The following is a 16,440-nucleotide window of genomic DNA, read 5'->3' as shown; positions in this document are numbered from 1 at the left end:
CAATTGCCTCGCAATATTTACATCATAACGACGTCAAACTGTTCTTGAATATACAGTGGCTCAGCTTTGATCTTGACCTGTTTGCCAATGAAAACTTCAAGCTCAGCCAGTGCATGGTACTCATCTCCCGCCAAGGCTTCTGCAACCGCAGGAGAGACATATACCACAAAGCGATCTGCATCATAAGCACGATTCACTCGGGTGATTTCACGTAAAATTTCGTAGCACACACTCTCAACGGTTTTCACCGTACCACGGCCTTCACAAGTCGGGCAGGTGTCACAGAGCACATGTTCGATACTTTCACGCGTACGCTTACGTGTCATCTCGACCAAGCCTAGCTGGGTAAAGCCATTAATATTGGTTTTAACCCGATCGTAAGATAGTGCTTGCTCTAGAGCAATCAATACCCGACGCTGGTGATCTTCCAAGGCCATGTCGATAAAATCGATAATAATGATGCCACCAAGGTTACGTAAGCGTAGTTGGCGAGCAATGGCTTTGGTTGCCTCGATGTTGGTATTGAAAATGGTTTCTTCAAGGTTACGACGACCGACGAATGCACCAGTATTAATGTCGACCGTTGTCATCGCTTCAGTCTGATCAATGATCAGGTAACCACCAGATTTCAGCTCAACTTTACGATCCAGAGAACGCTGAATTTCGTTTTCAGTATCGTATAGATCAAAGATAGGCTGCTCACCAGCATAATACTCAAGTTTTTCACTCAACTCAGGGACAAATTCATCCGTAAATTCTTTAAGCTTCTCGAAACCTAAGCGTGAATCAACCTGAATACAGTCAAGCTCTGTGCCGACAAAGTCACGTAAGATACGTTGCGCCAGACCTAACTCGCCGTAAAGCATTGATTTTGGTTTATGTTTAGCACGGCGCTCTAACACTTTTCGCCATAAGTGCTTTAGAAAAGCCGCATCTTGGGCAAGCTCTTCCGACGTAGCACCTTCAGCGGCAGTACGAATGATAAAGCCACCAAGGTCGTCACAATATTTATTGACCACTTTCTTAAGGCGTTCACGTTCTTTCTCGCTCTCAATACGCTGAGAAACACCAACGTGACTAGCCCCAGGCATGAACACTAAGTAACGAGAAGGCAATGTCACATCCGTCGTTAAACGTGCCCCTTTGGTGCCTAGCGGATCTTTGACAACCTGAACAACGAGATCTTGCCCTTGACGCACCAGTTCAGATATATCACGCACCTGAAACTGCTGTTTTTCATTTTCTGCCACACATTCTGTATGGGGAACAATATCGGAAGCATGCAAAAATGCAGCTTTGTCGAGACCTATATCAACAAATGCAGCTTGCATACCTGGCAATACGCGGCTCACTCGCCCTTTATAAATATTGCCAACAATACCGCGCTTTGATTCGCGCTCGATATGGATTTCCTGAAGGTTACCCGCTTCAATCATTGCAACGCGAGTTTCACTCGGCGTGACGTTAATTAGCAGCTCTGTGCTCATGGTTGCCTCTAAATTGATAAACTTAAAAAGTCTTGAACCATGATGTCGGTCTCCACTAAAGGTAACCCCACCACAGCGTAATAACTGCCATCGATTCGTTCGATAAATTTGCCGCCAATCCCCTGAATACCATAACTTCCGGCTTTATCTTGCGGCTCGCCACTGTGCCAATAGGCTTCAATTTCTTTATCAGACAATGTCTTAAACCAAACGTTCGTAATAACAAGCGTGGTTTGTTGCCTCATAGGTGTCGCCAATGTCACGGAGGTCATGACTTGATGCTGACGGCCAGAAAGCAGCGATAGCATTCGCTTGGCATCTGCAAAGTCTTGGGGTTTCTCCAAAATTGTTTCATCAACCACCACAATGGTGTCGGCGCCCAATACAGGTAGCAGCCCATCAGAAGCCGCTACGCCAGCAGTGGCTTTCTCTTTTGATAAACGCTGTACATAGTCAGCGGGCAATTCACCTAGTTGATGTTGTTCTTCAACATCAACCACGATTCGCTCAAAGGTATAACCTAGTTGAGTGAGTAGTTCCTTACGGCGAGGAGAGCCAGAAGCTAAATACAGTTGCAGTGTCGGCATGATGATAACATTTATTTTGTTTAGTATGACAAATCAATACGACCTGTTCATTGGTACTCGATGGTAATGTTACAAACTAGCATCGAACAGATCGTATTGGGAGAAAAGTTTAACGAATTGAGAACTTACGACGCATTCGCCGTAGCAGTAAGAACAGCCATGGCCACAACAGGAAGTTAAGCAATACAGACCAAAGTTGCTGTGGGTCAAACGTGATCACTGAAACTAGGTATTCAGCCCAAAACTCGACCAGCTTTCCACCCAGCGTTAATAGTGCCACCAGCATCGCTTGTTGCCACAAAGAAAGGTTTCGCAGCACCTGAAAGTTCAACGCTACTATATAACATAGCACCGACATCATCAGCCCACGCACACCAAGGGTTGAACCCAGCATTAAGTCCCATAGCAAGCCAAGTAACAGTGCTGTGCCGACATTCACTCGATGTGGTAGTGCCAGCACCCAATAAAAGGCCACCAACGTTACCCAAGATGGGCGAAAATATTCCAACTCACCCGGCCACGGCGCGGCTTGCAGCACCAATGCAATAATGAAAGACAGCCAAATCCACACGCGGCCATTAGGTTTACTATGCGCCACTATTGAACTCCCCTTCACTTAACGTTTCATTCGGTGTTGGCCAAACCAACAGCAAATAACGCAGACGATCAAACTGTACAGCAGGCCTTGCGTTAATTTGGGCAAACGGGCGTTTATTATCAAATGAAAACTCTGTGATATACCCAACAGGGTAGCCTTCAGGGTAACGTCCACCTAAACCTGAGCTGACCAACAGATCACCCACTTCGATATCAGTACTGCTTGGCACGTGCTCAAGTTGGATCTGACCGATTTGTCCACTGCCAGACGCTATAACGCGAATATCATTACGAACGACTTGCACCGGGATCGCGTGCGATGGGTCAATGAGCAACAGCACACGACTGTTATGGGCACCCACATACGACACCTGACCAACAATGCCTTTTTCATTGATCACGGGTTGACCTTCATAAACACCGTCAATCCGACCTTTATCGATCATGACTTGATGGCTATAAGGATCGGAATCGACCGCCATGACTTCAGCAATCAATTTTTTTTCATCACGCACAAATGGAGAGCCTAATAGCTCCCGTAAACGCTGGTTTTCTTGCTTTAATTGCTCAAGCAACAGAACATCGCTCTGCTGAACAAGCAAATCTCGTTTTAGTGCTTTGTTTTCAACCAATAACCGCTGACGCGAACTAAATTGCCCAGAGACACCATCTAGTAGATCGCGGGGTAAGTTAGCAGCATATTGAAGGGGAGCAATGGCCGAATTCAATAGATAACGGACATTCGCAAAGGCATCAAGACGGCTGTCGGCCAGCATTAAGCCAACCGACAGTAATATGGCAAGAAACAGGCGCAACTGCAGGGATGGACCCCTGCCAAATATAGGTTTCATGTAACGCTATAACCTGTTTGTTGACATGCCCAAGAGGGCATTATTCTTCGCTGAATAGATCGCCACCGTGCATGTCGATCATTTCTAAGGCTTTACCACCACCAAGGGCAACACAAGTTAGCGGCTCATCAGCCACAACAACTGGAATACCGGTTTCTTCGGTCAGTAGACGATCGAGGTCACGCAGAAGCGCACCACCACCAGTCAGCACCATACCGCGCTCTGAAATATCAGAAGCTAGCTCTGGCGGACACTGCTCAAGTGCAACCATAACCGCAGAAACAATACCCGTTAACGGCTCTTGCAGTGCTTCAAGAATTTCATTTGAGTTCAGTGTAAAGCTGCGAGGAACACCTTCAGCTAGGTTACGGCCTCGAACTTCAATCTCACGTACTTCATCACCTGGGTACGCTGAGCCGATTTCGTGCTTAATGCGCTCTGCTGTTGCTTCACCAATAAGGCTGCCGTAGTTACGGCGCACATAGTTGATCACAGCTTCATCAAAGCGGTCACCACCGATGCGGACAGATGACGAGTACACCACACCGTTAAGTGAAATAACGGCAACTTCCGTTGTACCACCACCGATATCGATCACCATCGAACCTGTCGCTTCAGATACTGGCATACCCGCACCAATTGCCGCAGCCATTGGCTCGTCAATCAAATACACTTCACGTGCACCAGCACCTTGTGCTGATTCGCGGATAGCTCGGCGTTCTACTTGGGTAGAACCACACGGTACAGCGACTAAAACTCGTGGACTTGGACGTAACAGGCTGTTGTCGTGCACCTGCTTGATAAAATGCTGAAGCATTTTTTCAGTTACGTAGAAGTCAGCGATAACACCGTCTTTCATCGGACGAATCGCAGCAATATTACCCGGAGTACGGCCTAGCATTTGCTTGGCATCATGACCGACTGCGGCCACACTTTTGGTTGCTCCAGCACGATCCTGACGGATCGCAACTACTGATGGTTCATCAAGTACGATGCCCTGTCCTTTGACATAAATAAGAGTATTGGCGGTACCCAAGTCAATAGACAGGTCATTAGAAAACATGCCACGAAGTTTTTTAAACATAGTCTTCGGCTAATCCTGCAAGCTTACAAATTCGTTAAATTGCGCTAAATGTATCAAGGGGCGCGAATCGAGACAAGGTAAGCTTTGTCAAACCTGCCACAGATCCGCATTTTATTTAATTGAGCAATGTATTAATGCCCTTTTCACCACGGTAGAGAATACGATCGTTACCGCGATAGACACCAAAGGTCACCACAGCGGATGGGTTTTCGTCACCCACACCACGCCAGTTATAGAGCAGCCAAGGCTGTAGACGCCCTTCTACCGTTCCCGCCTTGCAGCTAATCTCATTATTATTAGCAGCGACCTGTTGCGGGATAGTATTAACTAACTTCTGCCAAAACCGGACTTGCTCACGGTAATTCGGCTGCTTAGTCTCCAGTTTCGCGACGAGCCGATTAAGTGGTGCTTCACCAGCAGTGACAAGGTCCTTACCCTCAGTGTATGAGCCGCTTGTCACAGAACTGTCAGGCTGGGCGATAATTTGTTTACATGAATATTGGCCGTCAAACGCTGAAACGTTATCAGAGAAGTGCGTAGTAAATTCATCACCATTCCAATATTCGACTCGGAGCGGAATTGCAATGCTAGCATCAGAGCGGCCCGCACCATCATCCATCACCATGCGGCCATAACGAGTATTAAAGTCCGCAAACTTCATCGCGGCCCGAGGCTCACGGCAGTCCTCCTCGCCGTTGCAATAAACAACGTCCATATCCCCATCAATTTCTGGGTAACCGATCCGCTCAGCCTCAGCAAAACTTAGATCTTCCCTTAAAATACCCAATGCAACATCATACGGACCATCCTCTGTCGTGATGATTGAGGTCGATGGTGTTGCTGGGGCTGTAATATCGCGCTGGAACATGAACGGACTCCAAGGGATGGTCACATGGGCGCCCTGCCAGTCTTTTTCCCAGCCATCAGGCAACCCATGCCAATCCATTCGCCCGGATAAACGATTAACTGGACCATGCTCTATCGAGCTATCAATCGCCTCTATTTCAAGGCCAATTTGTTTTGACGGTACAAAGTGGCCGTAGTTTTGGGTAGCTCCCCCAGCCGCATTCTGTGCTTCAACCTTAAAACGAGCTTTAAAAGACTGGTTCATATAAACAAACGACTGGCCATCAGGGTATTGCTTGCCACTCTCTGCTGAAACAATGGCAAAGGCATCGGGATAAAATCGGCCCACGAATCGATACCCAGCATTCACATCCATCCCTAAATAATTTACTGAAGTATCAGCCAACAATTTAATACTGCCAACTTCATCCCAACTAAGCGTAAATGGCTTACTCTCTATCTCGGTATTTGATAACGATAAAGTCCCTGACAACTGTCCCGCCTGTTGGTTTTCAGGTGTATGTAGCTGATGAGACAGTACTACATTAACCGTTGGGGCATCTGACCGAAAAAAGTTTTGCGTCACTGGTCGCTCACACAAAGCCGTTGAGTCCACATCAGCTTGTTTACCCGACACACTAAATGCACCATCATCATCCCAAATGACTGGCTTCACAAGAGTACTGAAACGATGTCCAGCAGGAAGAAAAGCGACCTGATGAGCATTGGTATACTCTTTCGGGATATCAGCTGTTCCTGTTGCACCTTCGATGTACGGCTCGCCCGCATTACACAAGGCAAATGTATAGGGGCGCGACCACACCGATTGTGTCCCTTCCAGCTGCGTCCAGTCCCCCAGCGTATACTGTGCGAGCGTTTGGCTATCCGGTAAAATTTCGCAGCCTTCAGCGAGGCTACATTGAGGATCGGTAAGAGTTAAGGTTGTTTTACCTGCATCGAGGTACCTTAATTCGGCACTTGCAATGCCACGTTTAAAGTCGAGTTCAATTTCATCACTCACCCAATTTGCGGTTGTGGTAGCTGCCCGGAGTTCAATATTTTGACTGCCTGAATTGGGAGCGTCATAGCGAGTACCGAGTGTCAGGGTGCGCTTACCATCATAGCCAACCGATACCTCATCGTTATTATCGGTTTTACAGGCTTTGGCTTTGATACTTATCGCTGACGGCTTTCCGGCAACGGTCGGAAGGTAACTGTCAGCAATTTCAAACTTAAATGGCACAAAACCATACTGGCCTGTGGCACTCTTCCCACTGTCAGTCGAGAGGCGGCCAGTTGCCGAAATAGTGCCGACCACATCACTCTTCAGCCATAGGGTCACCTTACCGTCAGTATCAACGTTAAATGCATGACTCTGGCTAATGTCGAGCTTTCCTGCATCTCCGCCTTGCTCACTAAGATACCAAAAAGCCTTGTTCGCCGTCGTTAGCGTACTGGTGATATTGACCTGACCATCATAGCTACCAGCAGGAGCGCCATTTTCGTCCAGCACTTGAAACTCGACGGGCTGGCGATCACACGTCAGTGATAAATCTTGCTCTGGGCTAACAGTAATTTGATAGTTTTGCTCAGGAGGTGTGAAACACATGCCACCGCTACGTATGTTACTGGTTCCAGACATAAATACCTGACGAGCAGTCACTGCTCCTGTAATGGTGGCAGGCATTTGGGTAATGTCGTCGTTGAAGTTAAATTTGGAATCGAGGGTTACTTGGTTTTCCGAGTACACCATGCCATGGAATGTGGTCTCACCTGTTAGGTGTATATTGGCATTCGCTCCCACACCGACCAAAATAAAATCATCTGGATTACCGCTGTGGTTGATGGATGAATCAATATTAGTTTGAAGTCTCTCCACAAATAACCGGACTTTTATTCCATCAGAAACCACTAACTTTGCTTGGCCATTGAGGGTTAAATTTCTAATCCAATAATCACCGCTCGCTGCAAGCTTCACCGTTGAAGTCGAGCCCGCTTCTATTCTTTGGTATGTCTTCTCAAAAGAAATAACGTGTGTTTTACCGTCATAAAACGACTCACTGCTACCACCGCTAGGAAATTGAGGTAAATCCACAGAATCTACAACAAGATTCTGATTTAACTGACACTTCCAAGAGGCACTATCAGTACGGCATGATTCATCGCCTAAACCAGAGCCATCATTTATAGAATTGAACCCCAATTTGAAGTTTTCAACCTGACCATGAATAAAGCCCTGATCATAGATCTCAATCTTTCCTTGCTCGGAGTGTGACTGCACTGGACCTGGGAAGTATTCACAATGCTCCGGCATTTGAAAATCCGTACCAAACGCAAAATAACCGACATCCTCTGCGCTACGATGCTTACGGCTACCCAAGGTATCTTCGTCAAACACAAAGCTAAAATCAGACGGTGTTAACTCACAACGACGGATCCAACCACCATGGGGGCCATTACGGGTTTGCTTCATCCCGACGACACCAAGTTGTACGGTATAATTGTTTGCAAAGGGGACTCGCAGGTTTTGACATGACTCAGCCAATGTTCCCGTTTGATTTAAATTTCGCACAACACCAAACTCAAATTTTATTCCGGTATCTGTCTCGCCAGTTCCCACACTGCTTGCTAAGAAAGCGACACGACGCTTGTTAGCTGGGTGCACGGTTCCCCGCCCTAGCTCAATCGCTAAATCACTTTTTCCAGCGGTAATATTTGTAATCGCAGAAGTAGAAAAAATATGATCTCTATTGAGACCTTGCTGCTGGGTTAAAAATACAGGATTAGATAACGAGCCTCCCCCCCAGTCAGACAATGCAATATCGCGTTCCCAGCCTCGGTCATCGCCTGATGTTGCTTGATATTCAGTGGTATCGACATAACCCGCAACCACTTCTTTACCATGAAAATTCGCCTTTCCTGGCTCCATGATTAAGTAACTGACCTGAGTCATCGTTGCAGCGGCTCCAATTCCAGAAGGCGATACTTGCTCAATAATTACTTTTCCATCATTCAAATCAACCGATTTCACGGCAAGAGTTGCGGGGGGATCGTCATCTGGTGAGCCTTGATCTATGGTCGGCATCAAAAAGACCAATGGCTTAAGGGTATATTGATCAATATTATCAATTTGAATTTCACACTCAGCTGCGCTACATGACTGAGTACCAAATTGAAATTGAGCATCGTCGCTATATTCAGGTTCTTCAGGGGTTACATTACAGCCATTCAAGTCAGCAGTTAACTTACCTTGTTTTTCAACTTTGAGCTCATAGGCTGTCACTGCTCCTCGAACCCTCGTTTTTTCTGAAATCAAAACATCGTCATTGGCAATAATATACGCACTAAATTCATGCTCGGTCTTCGACTTTAGCTCAACCTCGCCATCATTTTTATGTGCAATAATCACAAGATTAGAGGGTGAGCCTGAATGATTAATTGTCGCCTTATCATCAAGTATTAGTTTATTAACATTTAAGGTTACCGCCCCAGAAATGATTAATTCGCTCTTCTCTTTAATAACAAACTCATCAACCCAGTATTCCCCTGGAGCCAGGGTAACTTTGGCTTTGCTTATGATTTCGATCTTTTTATATCGAGCCGGTGATAAATGAGCATCATTTTCAAGCTTTCTTTCGTTGTTATTTACTTTAAATGACACAAATAAAGGCTTATCTACCAAAAGGTTTTTTTCTGGGTAACTGAGGTTGCTATAACATCTTTGGTGCTTACCACAGCCATGTGGCTGAGAATCAACCTCATTAAAGCCAAGGAACATCCCGTCGACAGCACCATTGATTTCACCTGCACCATCTATCTCAACATCACCATCACGGCTCCAGGTCTGCGCAGGGCCAGTAAATGGGCATTGAGAAAAGTCGATTGCACTATGTGCTAACGAGGGAAAAAAGAAACATACAATTAACGCCCAAAAGATTGTCTTTATTTTATTCATTATTTAAATCCTTGGCCCACGCTTCCTGAGTCCTCGTGGTTTCAAACATCCCCGTTCCACAGGTTGCGGTCGCTTCTAATTGATATTTATAATTTTTAGATTCAGCACTACCATATTCATGCTTGGTGCAAACGAGTTTTAATACTTGGCAGTTAAATAAGCGAGGAGACAGCTCACCGGTATATTCTTTGCAGTATTCAGGCTTCGAGTTTGCTTCCCCTAATGGGAATAGTTTACTCAGCATATACTCATTGCCAGAATGAGCGGCGTACCACGCCCGGGTAGCAAACACTTCTCGCGAGGTAGTATCTTGGCTAGACCAATCAATCTTAATCATCGCCGAGGCCATTACCGCCATCACCGTGATAACAAAAATCGACACAATCAGCGCACTGCCACGTTGCCTGCTATAAAACATTAATCACCTGCACGCTGTGTTCGTAATTAGATAGCTCGCCTGTTTGCTCTCGCTGGATCACCAAACCAATATGAACCATACCGTTACTATTCATTCCGACACCTTCGGAGGCAAAGCTCACCGCTTGTACATCTTGTGCTATCAAGGTGTTCTTTGACGGCAGCATATTATCGACCAAACGGTGTAATTCATTGGTTGTACTGTCAAAGCAATAGCTCACTTTTTCGCTGTAACTATACAGACGGTTAGCGGGTGATGACGATGTAAGCGGAAGTGCCAGAGTCGCTGTCAGCACCCCATCATCACTGCTCTGTTCAACGGTACGGATAGTGTTTCGTTTTTCGTCATATTGTTTCGCCGATGGCAGCCCTACAGCCATCCAAGCATTAGATTGAATTGTCGTCCACTCATCCACGCTGCCCACTGTAGGGGAAAAGTCCAGCGCCGTATTAATAGGCTCTGCAAGATAAAAGCCCGATAGTTTTACCGGATAGAAGGAGAGGCACCGCCCAGGCGAGTTAACCTCAACACTATTTGGGGCGGCATGGCGAATTTCTCGGGTCATTTTCTCCAGCGCAAAGCGGGCGATTGATTGTGCCCGATCCCGGTTAACCGTACCGATATAACCTTGTGCGCCAAGTTGGAGGTAGCTGCCAATGGCCAATGAAATGATCGCGAGGATCACCAAGGCAATCACCATTTCCATCAAGGTAAAACCCTGCTGCATGCGTTTGAAGCTGCCCATCAGTAGTTACTCCTGTAGGCAACAAACTCATATTGCCCATAACTACCCGTATTTATCTCAACTTCAATTCGCTTATGCTGACGGGGTGGTGTTTCAGGGTTAAGGCTATCTGGATAGCTCACCTTTACATTAACCGTGATGTTCTTGTAATACTCGTTTTCAGCATCGGCACTCACTGGCTCAATTAGACTTTCAACAAAACCACGCCAAGGAAAGGTACTATTATTGCCAGCGTTTCTTTCACGGCATAATGCTAAATCACCCCAGCAACCATGAAAATCATCGACATCATTGGCCATTTCAACTCTTAATCCTCGCCCAAGCAAGTTACCACTTACCGGATCGACGTAATCATAATATTCGCTTGTATCATCTTCAGGCCAACGAACTCCTGAACCAGCAGTTATGGGTTGTGAGCATTCCTGATAGAACTCTACGCCTTGAATGAGAACGGATTCACCACATCGAATACGGCTATCATTAAACGGGTCTGATTCTTCATCAAATTTGCGCGAGAGGATTTCATTGAGAAAGGCATTGCCGATGCCCACCGCTCGCGCCTGATAATATGGCGTAGCAGAGCGTTGCACTTGAGGAAATAGAAAACTGGTTAGCGTTACCATTGCCACGCCAAGAATAACAATGGTGATAATGCCTTCAATCAAGGTAAAGCCGCGCTGTGATTTTAGCCTTTTCATGAGCACACCCCAGACCACATATAACCTTCAGCATTAATACACATAGTTGCTTGCTCGTTACTTCGCGAGGTAAACGTCACCTCACAGGCTGCTGATTGGCAAATAGCGACCTTTTGGTTGTTGCGATTAAACACAAACGGTCGTCCCAATATATCGAAGTACATCGTTGATATACCGTTATTAATAGCGAAGCTTACCTTGTCGTTATCGGTGCTTAACCAGCGGCTAAAATCTTGATTAGATGAACATGACAACGAGCCAAAATAATCAGCGGTGATTTTTAACGAAAGGCACTGACTCGGATCGTCATTGGGGGTATTTATGGCCTGGTTCATGCCGGTAACTTGGATTTGACGAGCGATAGATATGGCTTGGTCGCGGGCAACATAGGCATCAAAGCTACTGCGGCCAAAAATTCGTGAGGCAGCCGTGACCGAGATAATACCCACCAGCATTATCACCACAATAACTTCGATTAAGGAAAAACCGCGCTGGGTACTGGGCATTATTCACCCTGAAGGTTTTATGGAATGGAAAAGTCTATTTAATAAGGGCATCATAATGATGCCCTTATTAAATAGCGCTCCGAGGAGCGCTATTTAATAATTAACACTTAGTATCAGTTACAACGGCTGTCGCTACCGCAGAGCTTGTTGCTTGGTTGTATTGAACAAAGCATTCAGTATCACGAATTTCTTTGACGGTACTATAGACTGTATTAGTTTTAAAAGTCATAACCGCATTTTTTGGCGCTGATTTGTCATCATACTTAATAACCCAGTCCGTCGATAAACCAACAACTGCATTATTGATGCCGCCATCTGCTGCTGTTGGGTAACCATAAGCAACTAAAATATCTTCTACTTTGTTATCTGCATCAGCATCGTTAGACTCAATGCCATTAATTGCAGCCTTGCCAAATACAATACCTGCTGCACCATCAACACCACCTTTAAGGCCTTGAAGTGAAGCTTTACGAGCATCATTTTGTAGGTTCAAAAAACGTGGTGCTGCCGTAACCGCCAGAATACCTAGGATTACGATAACCACTACCATTTCAATTAGCGTAAAGCCGCCTTGACGTTTCATAACATTCTCCAACTACTATTTATTTAAGATTTACAACAACCTGACCTAAAGCTGGCTTATAGGTAAATTGGTGACCACTTTCTTCTGAAAGATTACTGTCGTTATTATTCGTATTAGCTGATGCTAATTGGTAATACTCACAAACAGCATTATTGTTATTACCTGATACTTTTGCGAAATATTGGAAGTTGCCACCATTAGCCTTTGCCTCAGCAGCTTTATCTGTAATTTGTGGAGGGTTTTGCATTAATTGCTCAAACAACTCTTTACAAGTACCGCTAGTCATATTACTAATCGTTGCACCATTATTATCACCATACCTGATCGGGTAACCGTCACGTACAGAGTTATTCGCTGTTGCCACTGTCAGCATAAAATCTGAACCATCATAATTTACTTTATGCTTCTCGTTTGAAGTCTGTGGGCGACCATCAGCTTCCCACTGTGCCCGAGCAGAAAGAACAGCAGTCGCATACCCTCCAGCCACACCTTCAATTTGCGCCTTCTTAGCTTCGTCGGTGACGTTCAAAAAACGCGGAAGTGCAGCAACAGCCAACAGGCCGACTACGATAATCACAATGACCAATTCCACTAATGAAAAACCGGCTTGTTTTTTCATCTTTACTCACCCTTTTTTAATTATTGTCAAATCAACGTCATCACTATTCGGCGCGCGTCAAAAAACTGTCGATTTGTATTGTCTCATTTTCATAAAATAATGCTAGCCAATTTCCACTACTAACTTTGAAATAACACGAATTATAATAAGTTGATCTCATTTCTTTTTTTTCAACCAGATCAAGGTAAGAAACGGGGTTGAACCTTGATGAAAGTAGTTCCCACGTTTTTTGGCAGTTAATTTGTTGTTCATTCAGCACAATTGGCCATCCCTTTTGAGTAAAAGAGACATTAGCTCCGTTTACCGTCACCCGTTCAGGTTTATCACTTAACTCCCACTCCTGACGTAGAGAAGCCGCACTTTTGACAAGAGTTTGAGTCAGTACACTGAGTTGGGTTTGTTCAGCCTTCTCATTTACCTTTTGCCACTGGGTCAACAGCGCAGAAATGATCATAAAAATAGCCGATAAAAGAATAATATGATGAATGCGGCTATGCTGTTTTGCGTTAAACGCCTCTAGCCACATCAAGCAAGCTCCACATTGGAAGGAAAATACCAAGTGCAAGAATAAGCACCATAATAGCCACCACTAACAACAACATAGGCTCAACACGAGCAGTCAGGGTTTTGAGATCATAATCGACTTCCCGATCATAAAAGTCAGAGGCCTCAAGCAATAGGTCATCAACCTGACCTGTCTCTTCACCGACTGCAATCATTTGAAGGACTAACGGGGTAAAAACGCCAGATTGGCTCGCGGTACTGGCAATACTCGCCCCGCCCTCAATGCCATTTTTCATCTCAATAAGGCGGTTTTCTAAATAACGATTACCTAATGCCTCGGCTGACATTTGAATCGCTTGGTTCAAGGGGACACCGGCACGAAGCATTAATGAGAAAGTACGTGAAAAGCGTGATAACTGAGATCGGTTAACGATATCGCCAATAACTGGCACTTTAAGCCGCCAATAATCCCACCTTTCATTACCGACAGGTGTTTGACGCCAGACCTTAATGCCAATCCATACCACCAATATGCCACCGACCATGAGTGGCCAATAATTGACGAACGCATTCGAGGTTCCCATTAAGATCCGAGTTGGCAAAGGTAAGTCAACGCCAAAGCGACTGAACATAGCGGAAAATTGGGGGATCACTTTAATATTTAACACCGCCATCGCGATCATAATTGCGCTGATCACAAACATTGGGTAACGCATGGCCGATTTGATCCGGCGACGGGTTTCCATCTCTTGCTCATAATAATGGGCAAGTTGCAGCAGTGAATCATCTAAGCGTCCGGTATTTTCCCCCACTTGGATCATCGAAACAAACAGCTCTGAAAACACCCGTGGATGTTGTTTCATCGAGGCAGACAACGATTTACCATTGGTCAGCTCTTCAACAACCGTATCCAGCGTACTCTTCATCAATGGGTGACCAGAGCTTTGCCCTAGCCCCTTGATTGACCTTAATAAAGGCACACCCGCTTTGGTTAAGCTATAAAGCTGGCGGCAAAAAACGACTAAGGCATCAAGGGGGATATGGCTCTTGAATAGATTTTGGAAATCCCCATTACTACGCTGAGCTTGGCCCTGTCGGATTTCAAGCGGAATGATCCCCTGACGAATGAGTAGATCGGCAGCAGCATCTTGTGATGCAGCTTCGATTTTTCCACGCTGTAGCTCACCTTGAGCACCGCGTCCACGGTAGATAAATTGCGGCATTACACACTCCTACTCATGAACCCAGCACGAAACCATCATGCTCATCACCTTCGCCCAGTAACAGCACTTCATCCAAGCTCGTCATTCCTTGTAGCGCTAATGCCATCGCAGATTCCACGAGCGGTTTATAGCCTTCTGACTGGCGCGCAATTTGACTAAAACCAACCGCATCATTGGCACGTAATGCATCCATCATTGCCGGTTTCATTTCAAGTAACTCAAACACCCCAATTCGACCTTTATACCCAGTAAAGTTGCAGCTTTGACAGCCTTTCCCTTGTTTGAAGATCGGGGTTTCTAGGTCGGGAAAACGCGCCATTAACCATTGTTGCTTGGCGTGTTCCGGGGTTTCAACTTCGGCACACTCTCGGCATACCCGTCGTACCAACCGTTGAGCCAGTACCGCGCGTACCGCACTTGCCACCAAATACCCAGGTGCTTCCATGTCCATCATACGCAGTGCACTGTCGACCGCATCATTGGTATGCAGCGTTGATAATACGAGGTGGCCAGTTAACGCGGAGCGCAGACCGATCTCGACCGTTTCTTGATCGCGCATTTCACCGACAAGAATAATGTCGGGATCTTGTCGTAAGAAAGTACGCAGTATCGATGAAAATGACAGGCCAATTTTACTGTTCACTTGTACCTGATTCACCCGGGGAAGACGATATTCCACCGGGTCTTCAGCGGTGATCAACTTCTTACCCGGCTTATTCAATTCACTGAGTGCGCCATAGAGCGTGGTGGTTTTACCAGAACCTGTCGGGCCGGTGACCAAAATCATGCCATGAGGGCGCTTTAGCTGACGACGGAAACGCTGCAAGATATCTGCAGGCATGCCTATTTGCTCAAGGCTTAAAATGCCTGAAGACTGGTTAAGCAAGCGCATAACAACCGACTCACCATGCTGTACTGGCATGGTGGAAACACGGACGTCTACAGAGCAACCGCGTACTTTGACGTTAAAGCGACCATCTTGCGGCAAGCGCTTTTCTGAGATATCTAGCCCACTCATGAGCTTAAGGCGTAAAACAAGTGCAGAGGCAACCGTTGATTCATTCAACAATGTTTCATGCAATATTCCATCAATACGCTGGCGAATACGTAACACGTCGCTATCAGGTTCGATATGAATGTCTGACGCCCCCACTTGGATGGCATCTTCGAACAGTGAGTTGATCAGCTTTACAACCGTGACTTCATCGTTGTCGTCATTATCGAAACCAAAATTGAAGTCCGACTGGTGTTGGTGCTCTGCCTGCAATTGTTCGGCAAAAGAGACAATTTCTTGTGTGCGGCGATAGTAACGGTCAAAGGCTGCGAGTAACTGATGCTCAGGGGCGATCACCAACTCCACTCGATATTGGGATAGCTGATCATAGAGGGCTTCCTGTGCGGCCAGATCGGCGGGATCACTCATGGCGACCCGCACCGTATCACCATGCAAGCCAATCACTAAGCCTCGTAAGCGGCGGGCATGCACTTCTGATAACGATGCGACAGCCTCGGCATCAACGGTAACCCGATTCAAATCGACTAATGGGATATCAAGCTGACGAGAAAGAAACTGCAGCATTTGTTGCTCTGTCAAAAAGCCCATACTGATCAAGGTATCACCGAGCTTGCGACCGGTAGACTGCTGCTGTAGTAATGCTCGCTCTAGCTGATCTTGGCCAACGATACCTTCATCAACCAACAAATCACCCAAGCGCTTACGAAGTTTGATTTGCATGG

Annotated in this window: 15 protein-coding genes; all 15 read right to left on the bottom strand. The window is 46.0% G+C overall.

Annotated elements, in window-relative coordinates:
* Positions 1-17 precede the first annotated feature (17 nt).
* The 15 genes from rng to L4D78_RS05025 all read right to left on the bottom strand — a co-directional run bounded on the left by rng (position 18) and on the right by L4D78_RS05025 (position 16,438).
* On the bottom strand, positions 18-1,487 hold the full coding sequence (gene rng / locus L4D78_RS05095) for a ribonuclease G (RefSeq protein WP_428465932.1): 1,470 nt from the start codon (positions 1,485-1,487) through the stop codon (positions 18-20).
* Between the two features lie 8 nt (positions 1,488-1,495).
* Positions 1,496-2,074, bottom strand: a complete 579-nt coding sequence (locus tag L4D78_RS05090; RefSeq protein WP_428465931.1) for a Maf family protein — start codon at positions 2,072-2,074, stop codon at positions 1,496-1,498.
* A gap of 109 nt (positions 2,075-2,183) precedes the next feature.
* On the bottom strand, positions 2,184-2,672 hold the full coding sequence (gene mreD / locus L4D78_RS05085) for a rod shape-determining protein MreD (protein WP_428456795.1): 489 nt from the start codon (positions 2,670-2,672) through the stop codon (positions 2,184-2,186).
* Positions 2,662-3,522, bottom strand: a complete 861-nt coding sequence (mreC, locus tag L4D78_RS05080; RefSeq protein WP_428465930.1) for a rod shape-determining protein MreC — start codon at positions 3,520-3,522, stop codon at positions 2,662-2,664. The genes mreD and mreC overlap by 11 nt, the downstream gene beginning before the upstream one ends.
* A 40-nt stretch (positions 3,523-3,562) precedes the next feature.
* Complete coding sequence (locus L4D78_RS05075) at positions 3,563-4,606, bottom strand: rod shape-determining protein (protein ID WP_428456797.1); 1,044 nt, start codon at positions 4,604-4,606, stop codon at positions 3,563-3,565.
* 115 nt (positions 4,607-4,721) lie between these two features.
* Complete coding sequence (locus L4D78_RS05070) at positions 4,722-9,407, bottom strand: DUF6701 domain-containing protein (RefSeq protein ID WP_428465929.1); 4,686 nt, start codon at positions 9,405-9,407, stop codon at positions 4,722-4,724.
* Positions 9,400-9,825, bottom strand: coding sequence for a hypothetical protein (locus tag L4D78_RS05065; RefSeq protein ID WP_428465928.1), 426 nt, complete (start codon positions 9,823-9,825; stop codon positions 9,400-9,402). Before L4D78_RS05065 ends, L4D78_RS05070 begins: the two co-directional genes overlap by 8 nt.
* Positions 9,815-10,570: a PilW family protein gene (locus tag L4D78_RS05060; protein ID WP_428465927.1), complete on the bottom strand. Its 756-nt coding sequence runs from the start codon at positions 10,568-10,570 to the stop codon at positions 9,815-9,817. The genes L4D78_RS05065 and L4D78_RS05060 overlap by 11 nt, the downstream gene beginning before the upstream one ends.
* Positions 10,570-11,268, bottom strand: a complete 699-nt coding sequence (locus L4D78_RS05055) for a type IV pilus modification PilV family protein (RefSeq protein WP_428465926.1) — start codon at positions 11,266-11,268, stop codon at positions 10,570-10,572. The genes L4D78_RS05060 and L4D78_RS05055 overlap by 1 nt, the downstream gene beginning before the upstream one ends.
* On the bottom strand, positions 11,265-11,774 hold the full coding sequence (locus L4D78_RS05050; RefSeq protein ID WP_428465925.1) for a pilus assembly FimT family protein: 510 nt from the start codon (positions 11,772-11,774) through the stop codon (positions 11,265-11,267). Before L4D78_RS05050 ends, L4D78_RS05055 begins: the two co-directional genes overlap by 4 nt.
* 100 nt (positions 11,775-11,874) lie before the next feature.
* Complete coding sequence (locus L4D78_RS05045) at positions 11,875-12,357, bottom strand: prepilin-type N-terminal cleavage/methylation domain-containing protein (protein WP_428465924.1); 483 nt, start codon at positions 12,355-12,357, stop codon at positions 11,875-11,877.
* 19 nt (positions 12,358-12,376) lie between these two features.
* Entirely contained in the window at positions 12,377-12,976 is a 600-nt protein-coding gene (locus tag L4D78_RS05040; RefSeq protein ID WP_428465923.1) for a prepilin-type N-terminal cleavage/methylation domain-containing protein, read from the bottom strand.
* Positions 12,977-13,019: 43 nt separating this feature from the next.
* Positions 13,020-13,505: a hypothetical protein gene (locus L4D78_RS05035; RefSeq protein WP_428465922.1), complete on the bottom strand. Its 486-nt coding sequence runs from the start codon at positions 13,503-13,505 to the stop codon at positions 13,020-13,022.
* Positions 13,483-14,703, bottom strand: coding sequence for a type II secretion system F family protein (locus tag L4D78_RS05030; protein WP_428465921.1), 1,221 nt, complete (start codon positions 14,701-14,703; stop codon positions 13,483-13,485). Before L4D78_RS05030 ends, L4D78_RS05035 begins: the two co-directional genes overlap by 23 nt.
* A 13-nt stretch (positions 14,704-14,716) precedes the next feature.
* Positions 14,717-16,438: a GspE/PulE family protein gene (locus L4D78_RS05025; protein WP_428465920.1), complete on the bottom strand. Its 1,722-nt coding sequence runs from the start codon at positions 16,436-16,438 to the stop codon at positions 14,717-14,719.
* Positions 16,439-16,440: the final 2 nt, after the last annotated feature.

Origin of the sequence: Photobacterium minamisatsumaniensis (assembly GCF_050336695.1) — a bacterium.
GTDB classification, from domain to species: Bacteria; Pseudomonadota; Gammaproteobacteria; order Enterobacterales; family Vibrionaceae; genus Photobacterium; species Photobacterium minamisatsumaniensis.
The sequence above is the reverse complement of the archived record's forward strand: the minus strand, read 5'-3'. Positions and strand labels throughout refer to the sequence as shown.

What these genes read in the sequence shown, in the direction of transcription:
- L4D78_RS05065 (WP_428465928.1), bottom strand. Translation starts at nt 9,825, where the DNA reads ATGTTTTATAGCAGGCAACGTGGCAGTGCGCTGATTGTGTCGATTTTT.
- L4D78_RS05070 (WP_428465929.1), bottom strand. Translation starts at nt 9,407, where the DNA reads ATGAATAAAATAAAGACAATCTTTTGGGCGTTAATTGTATGTTTCTTT.
- rng (WP_428465932.1), bottom strand. Translation starts at nt 1,487, where the DNA reads ATGAGCACAGAGCTGCTAATTAACGTCACGCCGAGTGAAACTCGCGTT.
- L4D78_RS05050 (WP_428465925.1), bottom strand. Translation starts at nt 11,774, where the DNA reads ATGCCCAGTACCCAGCGCGGTTTTTCCTTAATCGAAGTTATTGTGGTG.
- L4D78_RS05025 (WP_428465920.1), bottom strand. Translation starts at nt 16,438, where the DNA reads ATGCAAATCAAACTTCGTAAGCGCTTGGGTGATTTGTTGGTTGATGAA.
- L4D78_RS05055 (WP_428465926.1), bottom strand. Translation starts at nt 11,268, where the DNA reads ATGAAAAGGCTAAAATCACAGCGCGGCTTTACCTTGATTGAAGGCATT.
- mreC (WP_428465930.1), bottom strand. Translation starts at nt 3,522, where the DNA reads ATGAAACCTATATTTGGCAGGGGTCCATCCCTGCAGTTGCGCCTGTTT.
- L4D78_RS05030 (WP_428465921.1), bottom strand. Translation starts at nt 14,703, where the DNA reads ATGCCGCAATTTATCTACCGTGGACGCGGTGCTCAAGGTGAGCTACAG.
- L4D78_RS05040 (WP_428465923.1), bottom strand. Translation starts at nt 12,976, where the DNA reads ATGAAAAAACAAGCCGGTTTTTCATTAGTGGAATTGGTCATTGTGATT.
- L4D78_RS05090 (WP_428465931.1), bottom strand. Translation starts at nt 2,074, where the DNA reads ATGCCGACACTGCAACTGTATTTAGCTTCTGGCTCTCCTCGCCGTAAG.
- L4D78_RS05060 (WP_428465927.1), bottom strand. Translation starts at nt 10,570, where the DNA reads ATGGGCAGCTTCAAACGCATGCAGCAGGGTTTTACCTTGATGGAAATG.
- L4D78_RS05075 (WP_428456797.1), bottom strand. Translation starts at nt 4,606, where the DNA reads ATGTTTAAAAAACTTCGTGGCATGTTTTCTAATGACCTGTCTATTGAC.
- L4D78_RS05045 (WP_428465924.1), bottom strand. Translation starts at nt 12,357, where the DNA reads ATGAAACGTCAAGGCGGCTTTACGCTAATTGAAATGGTAGTGGTTATC.